At 63.4% G+C, this 10,267-nt stretch carries 9 protein-coding genes; 1 reads left to right on the top strand and 8 read right to left on the bottom strand.

Annotation, left to right across the window (positions count from 1 at the left end; translation table 11 throughout):
• A partial coding sequence (locus WC739_RS22230) for an EAL domain-containing protein (protein ID WP_372955151.1) occupies positions 1 to 1,384 on the bottom strand: 1,384 nt, incomplete at its 3' end.
• A 304-nt stretch (positions 1,385 to 1,688) separates the two neighbouring features.
• Positions 1,689 to 2,672 (bottom strand): aldo/keto reductase, encoded by a 984-nt coding sequence (locus WC739_RS22225; RefSeq protein ID WP_372955150.1) that lies wholly within the window; start codon positions 2,670 to 2,672, stop codon positions 1,689 to 1,691.
• 68 nt (positions 2,673 to 2,740) lie between these two features.
• On the opposite strand from WC739_RS22225, the gene WC739_RS22220 reads away from it, so the two are divergent.
• Positions 2,741 to 3,136, top strand: coding sequence for a MerR family transcriptional regulator (locus WC739_RS22220; RefSeq protein ID WP_372955149.1), 396 nt, complete (start codon positions 2,741 to 2,743; stop codon positions 3,134 to 3,136).
• Between the two features lie 208 nt (positions 3,137 to 3,344).
• Here the strand turns inward: WC739_RS22220 and WC739_RS22215 are convergent, their stop codons facing one another.
• The 6 genes from WC739_RS22215 to WC739_RS22190 all read right to left on the bottom strand — a co-directional run.
• Positions 3,345 to 4,241, bottom strand: a complete 897-nt coding sequence (locus tag WC739_RS22215) for an NAD(P)-dependent oxidoreductase (RefSeq protein ID WP_372955148.1) — start codon at positions 4,239 to 4,241, stop codon at positions 3,345 to 3,347.
• 45 nt (positions 4,242 to 4,286) lie between these two features.
• Positions 4,287 to 6,011: an ABC transporter permease subunit gene (locus WC739_RS22210; RefSeq protein WP_372955147.1), complete on the bottom strand. Its 1,725-nt coding sequence runs from the start codon at positions 6,009 to 6,011 to the stop codon at positions 4,287 to 4,289.
• Positions 6,004 to 7,083: an ABC transporter ATP-binding protein gene (locus WC739_RS22205; protein WP_372955146.1), complete on the bottom strand. Its 1,080-nt coding sequence runs from the start codon at positions 7,081 to 7,083 to the stop codon at positions 6,004 to 6,006. The genes WC739_RS22210 and WC739_RS22205 overlap by 8 nt, the downstream gene beginning before the upstream one ends.
• A gap of 36 nt (positions 7,084 to 7,119) precedes the next feature.
• On the bottom strand, positions 7,120 to 8,229 hold the full coding sequence (locus WC739_RS22200; RefSeq protein WP_372955145.1) for an extracellular solute-binding protein: 1,110 nt from the start codon (positions 8,227 to 8,229) through the stop codon (positions 7,120 to 7,122).
• 242 nt (positions 8,230 to 8,471) lie between these two features.
• Positions 8,472 to 9,752 carry an NAD(P)/FAD-dependent oxidoreductase gene (locus WC739_RS22195; RefSeq protein WP_372955144.1) on the bottom strand — a complete coding sequence of 427 codons (1,281 nt, stop codon included), beginning with the start codon at positions 9,750 to 9,752 and terminating at the stop codon, positions 8,472 to 8,474.
• Positions 9,749 to 10,267: flavin reductase family protein (locus tag WC739_RS22190; protein WP_372955143.1), on the bottom strand; the 519-nt coding region annotated here is incomplete at its 5' end. The genes WC739_RS22195 and WC739_RS22190, both read right to left, overlap by 4 nt.

Below are 10,267 nucleotides of genomic sequence, written 5' to 3'. Positions count from 1 at the left end.
CGGGATGCAATGCGTCGAGCCAGCCAAACCCTGTCCATTGGTCTCCCGTCTGGCCGGCGATTTCCAACCATCGCCGGCTGACATCCAGGGCCCGTCCTTCCGGATCGATGATCCACGGAATTTGAGGCAGCAACTCCATCATCTGCCGAAAATGTTCCTCGGCCGCGCGCCGCGCCTGCTCCGCGCGCCTGACCGGAGACAGATCCACGATCGCGATGGACACGCCGACCACTTCTCCCGCTTCGTCGCGCGCCGGCTCGTAGGACAACAGAAGCGTCCTGCTCTCGCTGGCATCGGATGGCGGCTTTGTGATCTCGACACCGGGAATGGCTTCGCCGTTGAGCGCCCGGCGGATGTAACCTTCGATCAAGGGGAAGAGTTCGGGGACCATCTGCGCGACAGTGCTGCCGATATGGTCTTCCATCGGCCGTCCGTTCATCTGGGCCAGTCGCCGGTTCAACATCTTGTAGCGCATGTCCCGGCCCACAAAGGCCAGCCCCACGGGGGCGCCGTCATAGACCGCCTGCAGTTGCGCCAGCCGCACCGACGGAAGCAGGTCCAGACCGCCGCTGGACAATCGCCCTCGCACATCCGTCGGCACGACGGGAACGCCCTTGGCACGAAAACCCGACACCGTTCCCGGCAGATCCTCGGCGGGCAGCGGCTTTCCATAGAACCAGCCCTGCGCCAACTCACAACCAAGCCACTGAAGCATCTGCGCCTGTTCGAGTGTTTCAACGCCTTCGGCGGCGGTTATCAGCCCGAGGCTCTGTCCAAGGCCAACGACCGCGGCAACGATCTTGCGGCTGTCGCGGCGCTCCGCCATCGAACCCACGAAACTGCGGTCGATCTTGAGCTCGTCGAATGGCAGCGACTGGAGATGGGTCAAACTCGAATATCCCGTCCCAAAGTCGTCGAGACCGAGCTTGCAGCCCATGGCTTTCAGGGCCACCGCGATCATTCGCGCATTGTCGAGGTCTTCGGTCAGCGCACTTTCGGTAATCTCGACCATCAGGCGTTCCAGCGAGAAGCCTGATTGCTCGGCGATGCTCTGGATATCCCTCGGCAAACCGAGGCCGCGCAACTGGACCGGAGAGATATTGACGGAAAGGTTCAAGTGGTCCGGCAGCTTCGCCATGGCGGAGAAAGCCCGGTGGAGCAATTCGCTGGTCAAGCGGTCGATCCAGCCGTCTTTTTCTGCCAGCGCTATGAACTCGGCTGGTGGAATCCATCCCCGCTCGGGATGTTTCCATCTGGCGAGAAGCTCGAAACCTTGCAGGTCCCCGGTCCGAAGATTGACCAGGGGCTGAAAGTGCGGGCGAAAATCCCCATTGTCGAAAGCTCGGCCGACTTCCTCCAGCTCAATAGACACCGTACCCCCCACGACCCCTATGGCCTGTCATTCTGTTTCCGGCCGCCCCCCGGCCGCCGCTGAAACATGTGAACGACAGTAGACCCATTGTGCCATGATACCTAGGGTGGCGGAATGAGCCGGCTGTGGTCAATTTTTGGTAATTGACGCCGTGCGTCGCAAGTGGTGTGCCGCGCCCACATTGTCTCCGTCGCCGTGACGTGACCGCTTTCAAATGCGCAACAGCAGTTTCTCCATGGAGGCTACGTAAAGGTTCTCACGAAGCGGCCGTTCGGAGAGATTGCAGCGCCGCCACCGGCGACGCTGGTTGCGAGGTCTATACGGTGATGCCCTGGACTGCGGAGGCCAGCGGCGCGAGTGCTTCCATCTCAGCCACGGTCAGTATCATGGATGCCGCCGTGACGTTTTCCAGGAGACGGCTGCGCTTCCGCGTTCCCGGAATCGGCACCATCTTGACCTTGAGCCTGCGACTTTGGGCATACAGCCAGGCGAGCGCAATCTGCGCCGCCGAAACGCCGCGCGCCGACGCGATATCCTCGATCTTTGCGACCAGCAGCATGTTTGCTGCACGGTTTTCCGCCGAGAACCTTGGGAAATGCTGGCGCGCATCGGTGTCGGCCAGGGATGTAGCGAAAGCCCGGCCGGTCAGCATGCCGCGCCCGAGCGGAGAGTAAGGCACCACCGTCACCCCGAGTTCGGCCGCGGCCGGGACCACGTCTTGTTCGATATCGCGCGTGAAAATCGACCATTCCGACTGCAGGGCCGCGATGGGATGAATGGCATGTGCCGCGCGCAGTTCGGACGCGCTGACAGCGGACAAGCCGAGCCACTTTACCTTTCCTGCTGCGACCAGCCCGGCCATGGCACCGATGGAATCCTCCAGCGCCACGCTGTCGGTCCGGCGATGCATGTAATAGAGGTCGATGACGTCGACGCCGAGGCGCCGGAGAGACCGGTCAACGGCTGCCCGGATGAAGGCCGGACGATTGTCGATGCTCCAGTCGTCGGGGTTCTCCGGCGTGCGGCGGTAGCCGAATTTCGTGGCGATTGTGACGCGCTCGCGATTGGCCGAGACGAAGGGAGCCAGGAACTCCTCATTGGCGCCGACGCCGTACATGTCGGCGGTATCAAACATGTTGATCCCAAGGTCGATCGCTCTCTCCAGCGTCAACCGTGACTCGGCTTTGTCGGTTTCTCCGTAGAATTCGCTCATGCCCATGCAACCGAGGCCTTGGCCGCCGATCGTGGGGCCATCCTGGCCGAGTTGAACCTGGGGCATGGATGTGTTTTCGCTTGTCATCTTGGGTCTCCATATTTCGACAAGCACTGTCTATAAGTGTGGAGTGCAGTCCATGGTCAAGGGTTCAAATGCTCATTTCGGAATTTGCAAAGGCGACGGGACTCCCCGTCGATACGATCCGGTTTTATATCGCCAAGGGTCTCCTGAAGCCCAACCGTAGCCTCAAGGGCGGCTCGAACCCGTACCAACTGTTCAAGCCTGAGGATGTGACCGCCGCACGGATGATCCGACTTCAGCAGACGCTCGGCTATACGCTTGGAGAAATCCTTGCTCTCAACGAAGAGTACCGCGCCGGGGAGCACTCCTCGGAACGGACCATCGAAGTCCTCCAGTTGCAGATCGAAAGACTCCAGCAACGCAAAGGGGCTCTGGATGCGGCCCTGACTTTTCTTCACGGCAAGGTCGACTGGATAAAGTCCGGCAAACCAGGCTCCGCGCCGCGCCTGGAAGACTACCAGTGCTGAACCGGCTTCCCGGCAATTCCGCTACGCGGGATTGCCGGACAGTGATCAGGTAGCATCGGGCTTGCTGCTTCAACCCGACCGTGGGTCAGCCGACAGCGATGCGGCCGGCCAACCAGGCAGTGTGGTGCAGCGACTGCCGACTGTCGCACGCTGCCGGCGCGACCGCCTCGCTTGCCTTGTCGGCCGCCACGGTTCGAATGGCGCAGCGTTATGCGGGTGCGCGGCTCTTTCCGAAAGCCTCCACCATCGCCGCCGAATCCAGGTCGCCATGGCCTTGCGCGACCGCATCCTGCATCAGCTCGACCAAGGCATCCGGGAAAAGCTTCTGCATCCCGGTATGCGCGGTTGCGTTCGCCAGCAGCAGGGCGCCGGCCAGATCCGTTTTCAAGGCCGATTGCACATCCGTGTAGTCGCCCGCAACGATCATCTTCCTGAACGATTGCGAGCGCGCGTTGATCTCGTCGAGGAAGCAGGGGATCAGGCTGAAGAACTGGTCGATATCCAGGCCCGAGTTTTTCGAGAATGCCGCGCCGTGCAGGATGCCGATCGTGCCGGCGAAATAGACACTGAGGAAGGCGAAGTCGCCCTGCACGGCGCCATCGATGCGCTCTCCCATGAATGTGGCCCGCCCCGCCAGCGCCCTCAGCACAGGTTCGACCCGCCAGAAGAGGGCGTGCGGCCCGGCAAAGAAGATCACCGCCGTCGGCCCGCCGATCTGGGCCGGCGTGACGGCGATCTTGGCGTCCAGATAGTCGATGCCGGAGGCCTGGGCGAACCGCTGGAAGTCGTGGACCTGGTCCGGCGTGGCGGTGGACATCGCCACCAGGGCCTTGCCCCGGAGCGCTTCGACCACGCCCGGTTGCTTCAGGACGTCATGGGTCGCGGCAAGATTCGAAAAGCATGTGAACGTGATCTCCGCGTCGCGGCAGGCCTCGGCGGCCGTACCCGCCACGCGACATCCGGCCAACGCCGCCAGCCGCTCCTTCGATCGATTCCAGACCGTGACGTGGTGGCCCGCCTCGACCAGCGCCCTGGCGATCGCCGTTCCCATGCTGCCGATGCCAAGCACGGCAACGGGCCGCCCGATTGTCTTTGACGACGGCATGTAGCGCTGCTCCTCAGTGGTTGAGCCTGAGTCCTTCGGGGCCGCTTACGTCTCGACGGCGCGGCGTCGCGCGATGACCTGGCCGATCAAGACCGTCGACAGCGCGAACAGCCCGAGCAGGGTGAACACCGCGTTGACCGACGGGGTGAAGCCGAACCGCATCTGGTTGAAGACCCAGATCGGCAATGTCTGGGACGGACCGGCCAGGAACAAGGTCACCATCACCTCGTCCGCCGACAGGGTCAGGCCGAGCAGCATGCCGCCGATCGCGGCGCCGCGTATGAGCGGCAGCACGATCAGCAGGAAGCTCTGCAGGCGGCTCGCGCCGAGATCGAGAGAGGCCTCGAGCAGGGAAGGATCGAGGCGCCGGAGCCGCGTCAGCACCAGCAGCATGGTGATCGGCATGATGAAGCTTGCCTGGCCGATGACGACACGCGCGAGGCCCGGCGGAACCCCGACGATTTCCGTGCCCAGCACCATGACGATGCCCAGCACGACCGAAGGCATGGCGAGCGGCAAGGTCAGCAGCAGTTCGATGGCGCGCGAATAGAGCAGGTTGCGATAGTGGAGCACCAGCGCGAAGGCTGTGCCGACGATGCTGGAGATGATGACGACGCAGACCGCGACGATCAGTGAGCGCTGTCCGGCGGCGATCAATCCTGAATTGCCGGCGAGCTCGGCATACCATTTGAAGGTCAGGGCCTGCAGCGGGAAGGCCTGCAAGGTCGAGTCGTTGAACGAGAACACGACCATCAGCAGCAACGGGGCGTAGAGGAAGGCGACGACCACGCCATAAAGGGTCGCACCGCCGATGAAACCCAGCCGGTGCCCCTCGCCGGCCGTCGGCGGCGGCCCCGAGGACGGCGCCTCGTCGCCCGAAAAGATCCCTCGCTGCGGGCAGGACCACAACACCAACGCAACGACGATGGACACGGCGACGATGAGCGCGATCGAAAGTGCGGCCCCGAAAGGCCAGTTGCTGGCGATGCCGAACTGCGAGGAGATCAGCACGCCAAGCGTGGTTCCATTGATCCCTCCGACCATGGACGGCGTCACATAGTCGCCGACCGTGACCAGGAAGGCGAGGCTGAAGCCGATTGCCAGGCTGCGCCGGGTGAGCGGCCAGATGACGTGGCAGAAGGTCTGGAACGTGGTCGCGGCCAGGTCCTGCGAGGCTTCGATCAGCGATTGCGGTATCTTCTCAAACGCGTTGAGCGTGGAGACGAAGATGAACGGGATGGATATGTAGGCGAATGTCAGCACCACCGACGAGCCGGTGTACAGGAAGGCCGAGGATGGGCCGTCCAGCAGTCCGCTGGACACCAGGGACGAATTCAGCACGCCGTTCTGCCCCAGGATGAGGCGCCAGGAAAACACCCTCATCAGCAGGCTGATCCACAGAGGGACCAGCACCAGGACGGTAAGGATGGAGCGGTTGTTCCTGACCACCCGGCCGACGAAATAGGCCATGGGATAGGCGACCAGCGCGCCCAGGAACGCGCCGAGCAGGCTGAACTGGAAGGTCTGTTCGAGCAGCCGCCAGAACCCGGCCGAGTGCCACAGGCGCACATAGTTGGCCAGCGTCGGTTCGAACTTGATGCGCCCGCCCGCCACCGACAGGAAACTCGTCCCGATCAGCAGAAGGTTCGGGATCAGCACGATCAGCGCCAGCCATCCGTAGACCGGCACTTGCGGCCAATCGATGCGGAACCTGAAGCGCGCGGGCATGGCTGGGGCGGCGAACAGCGCCATGTCGGCCGATCTAGACATGAAAGACGTTTGCCTCCGCCAGGTCGAGGCCGATGGATACGGCTTGGCCGGCAACCAGGCTGTCGGCGCGGCTAGCCGGCACGCTGCCCATGATCCGCAGCTCGCCACAGCGGATGCCGACCTCGATGTTGGTGCCCAGGAAGAGCACGTTTTCGACAATGCCTGACAGCCGGCTTGTCGCGGCGCTGTCCTTGTCGGGATAGATCCTGACATTGTCGTAACGCACCGCCACGCGCGCCCTGCCCGACCTGTCGCCGCGTATTTCCGGAAACGCCACCCCGCCGATCGATCCGACATAGGTTCCATGATTGGCCGTGAATTCGACCGGCAGCATGTTGGAGTTGCCGACAAACTCGGCGACGAACTCCGATCGCGGCTTGAAATAGAGGTCCTGCGGTCTTCCCAGCTGCGCGATCCGTCCCTCGCGCATCACCAGCACCCGGTTGGACATCGAAAGCGCTTCGCCCTGGTCGTGGGTGACGTAGACGAATGCGATGCCGAGCTCCTTCTGCAGCGAGACGAGCGTATGCTGCATCTGCTGGCGCAAGCGCAGGTCGAGCGCGCCCAGAGGTTCGTCGAGAAGCAGCAATTGCGGCCTCGACACGATGGCGCGTGCGAGCGCGGCGCGCTGCCGCTGGCCGCCGGAAAGCAGATGCGGCAAGCGGCCCGCCATTGATTCCATGGCGACGAGTTCCAGCGCCTGCATGGCCTTCCTTGTGCGCTCGGGCTTTGCCATGCCGGCCATTCGCAGCGGATATTGAACGTTCTCGCTGATCGTCAGGTGCGGGAACAGGGCATAGCTCTGGAACACCGTGCGAAGGTCGCGCTTGTTGGGCGGCAGATGCGTGACATCGCCGCCGGCCATCGTCACGCAACCCTCGTCGGGTTTTTCGAAGCCCGCGATGGTGCGCAGGATCGTGGTCTTGCCGGAGCCGCTTGGACCGAGGATCGAGAAGAACTCGCCCGCGGCCACCTCGAACGACACTCTGTCGAGCGCTCGCTTGGTGTTGCCTGGATAGGTCTTGGAGACACTTTCCAGGCTAAGCACATGGTTGCCGACCGATTGCTGCATCGCAGTGGCTCCGGTTCTGGTTGGCTGCCGCGGGGCTTAGAGAATCCCCGATTTGAAGTCGTTCCAGATCTGCAGGCGACGCTCGAGGTCTTCCGGTTTCTGGAAGACGACCAGCTTGTCCCAGAAACCGGGAGTGGCGGAATCGACGATGTTGGTGATCTTCAATGCATCCTCGCTCAGCCCGGCGGCACGCGCGGATTCCGCGCTGAGCACGCCGTTGTTGGTCGACTTGGTGATGAAGCGCGACTGCCACTGGGTGCTGAGATTGTCGTTGAGGAATTTGTAGACGATCGGGCGGTCGCCCTGCGGTGAGATCGAGGCGCAGTCGATCCAGGTCGGCGTCCCTTCCTTGGGCAGCGAATATTTGAAATTCTTGCCCTTGGCCTGGAGGGATGTGACCACGGCGACATTCTGGCAATAGCCGATCACGGCCTCGCCCGCGGCGTAGATCGTCGATGCGTCGTCGAAGCCCCGGGCGATGACCCGGATCTGCCCGTGCAGCGCGCGCAAGGCGTCCGTGCACTTGCCGAATTCTTCTTCCGTCAGGTTGAAGGGGTCCTTGGCTCCGACATAAAGCGCGATCATCGGGAAGCTGATCGTGCAGTCGTCGAACATGTTCACCTTGCCCTTGTACTTCTCGTCCCAGAGCGTCGCCCATGTGGCCGTCTCCGCCTCCGGGACGACGTCGGCGTTATACATCAGCGGCTGCGTGCCCCAATTGTAGGGGACTCCGACCAGTTCGTTGTCGACGGTGGTGAACTTCTGCCAAGGCAGGTGGGACGATATGTTGGATGCGTTCGGCAGTTTGGAGACGTCGATCTTCTTGATCAGTCCCGCGCCCTTGAAGCGCGACAAGGAGCCGGTCTCGACATAGAGCACGTCCGGCTGGATCGCGCCGGAGAACGGCTGCGAATAGAGCTCATCTTCGGAGCCGATGCGAACCGCGCGGACTTCGGTGTCGTTGGCCCGGCCCCATTCCTGGATCCAGTCGTCGTCGTGATATGTTTCCCAGGTCAGCAGCAGGATCTGCTCGGAGGCATTCGCCGGACGGATGATGTTCGGTGCGAACAGCGAACCGGCGATTGCCGCGCCACCGGCCTTGAGGATCGTGCGACGGCTGACGGCTTCATTCAGAAGTTTTTTCATGCCCAGGTCCTTTCCCATTTTCATGTCAGGAAGTGAGCAATCGCCGTGCCAGACCCCAGCGGCGCCTCCTCCGGATTGTCGCCGAGACTCACGGCCGCCGCAAGTGGTTGATTCGATAGGCTGTTCGCAGGCGAAGCCGTAACGGGCAGCATTCTTGCCGTTTCGCCGGCGATTTGCAGCCGTCGCATCGGTGACGAACCAGTCTCTCGCGTGAGACACGGATTGGGGGTTGTTCGCCGGCATCAGCCGAACCGCCGTGGTGAAAAAGCCTCGATCGGCACGCGCGGTGGCTTGCCGGCAATCAGATCCGTCACGAGATGTCCGGTGGTCGCGCCGGCCGCCATGCCGACATGGCCATGGCCAAACGCGTAGACGACGTCACGCACGCGCCGTGAGTATCCGATCACCGGCAGCGAGTCCGGCATGCTTGGCCGGAAGCCCATCCACACGGAAAGCCGATCCTCCGGATAGGTCTCGCTCAGGCTTGGGAACAATCGTTTTCCGAGCTTCAGCAGGTTGCGTGCCCGCCTCCAGTCGGGAGCGGCCTCCAGCCCGGCGAATTCCACGGTGCCGGCGAGCCTGAGGCCCGTTTCCATCGGCGTCGCCACGAACTTGCCGGAGGTGTCCATGATCGGCAGGCGCGGCCTTGCCTCGGGGCTGCTGACGATGATGTGGTAGCCCCGTTCAGTATCGAGTGGAACGGAATCGCCGAGCTGCTTTGCGAACTGTTTCGAATAGGCCCCGGCGGCAACCACGGCGCGGTCGGCGGCCAGGAAGCCGGCGTCCGTGCGCAGCCCGGACAGCCTGTCGCCCGCGAGATCGAAGCCCTCCACCCTGGCGCGCTTGATCTGGCCGCCATCGCGCAGAAAGGCGTCGGCAAGGGCGTTGACCAAGCGCTGCGGGTTGACCGTATGGCCGTTGCCCGGCAGGAAAACCCCCAACTGATAGTCGCGCGACACGGTCGGCTCCAGCTGCCAGAGGGCGTCGCGCTCCAGCACCGTGTATTCGATGCCGTTGCTTTCCCGCAATTGCCAAGCGAAAGCGTCGGCCTCGAAGTCCGCGCGCGTCGGATAGACCATGAGATGGCCATCGCGCCGCAGCAGGTCGAGGGCCCCCGCATTCTCCACCAGCGGCCGGTAGGCGCCCGGCGAATCCCGCAGCAGGCCGGCGAGTGCTGCCGCCTGCTTCTCGACCCGCTCGCGCGAACCCGCCTGCAGGAACCGCAGCAGCCACGGCGCGATGCTGGGCAAATAGGGCCATCGGATCGACAACGGTCCGAGCGGATCGAGCAGCCAGCCCGGCACCTTGGCCAGATTGCCCGGCATCGACATCGGCACGACCGACGATGGATTGAAGCAGCCGGCATTGCCGAACGAGGAACCGCCGGCGATTTCGCCCGGCTCGACGATGGTCACGGCGAAGCCTTCGCGCAGCAGCCAGCTCGCCGAGCAGACGCCGATCACGCCGCCGCCGATCACCGCCACATGGGTCCTGGAACCAGCGGCGCCCCTCGCCTCGCTCATGGGGTAGCACCGGTGGTCGGCGGACAGCGGAGGCCGCCGAAACGTCCATCGATGTAGACCAGCGGATGAAGGTCGTCGTCGATCAGCCGCGTTTCCACCACTTCGCCGAAAACCACCGTATGCGTCTGCACTTCCATCGCGCGGTGGATGCGGCAGTCGAAGCTCGCCAAGGCTCCGGTCAGCGCCGGCGCGCCGGTCGACAAGGTCTCCCACTTGCACAGTTCGAACCGGCGATGGCGGTCCTTGGACGAACTGAACAGACGCGCCGTTTCCATGTCGGATTCGGCGAGGACATTCACGCAGAACCGGCCGGAAGCCAGCATCAGATCGTGGCAGGAGACGGATTTGTTGACGCACACCAGCAGCAAGGGCGACGGATCGGCTGAAACGGACGTAACCGACGTCGCGGCAAAGCCATGCGGCTGTTCGCCGTCGATGGTGGTGACGATTGAGACGCCGGCGGCCAGGCGGCGCATGGCGAGCTTGAACTCGGCCAGTTTGAACTCTATTGGATC

The sequence above is a fragment of the Mesorhizobium sp. genome, assembly GCF_041661565.1.
GTDB lineage: Bacteria > Pseudomonadota > Alphaproteobacteria > Rhizobiales > Rhizobiaceae > Mesorhizobium.
Note: the sequence above shows the minus strand (reverse complement) of the source record. Positions and strands in the feature narration are given on the sequence as shown.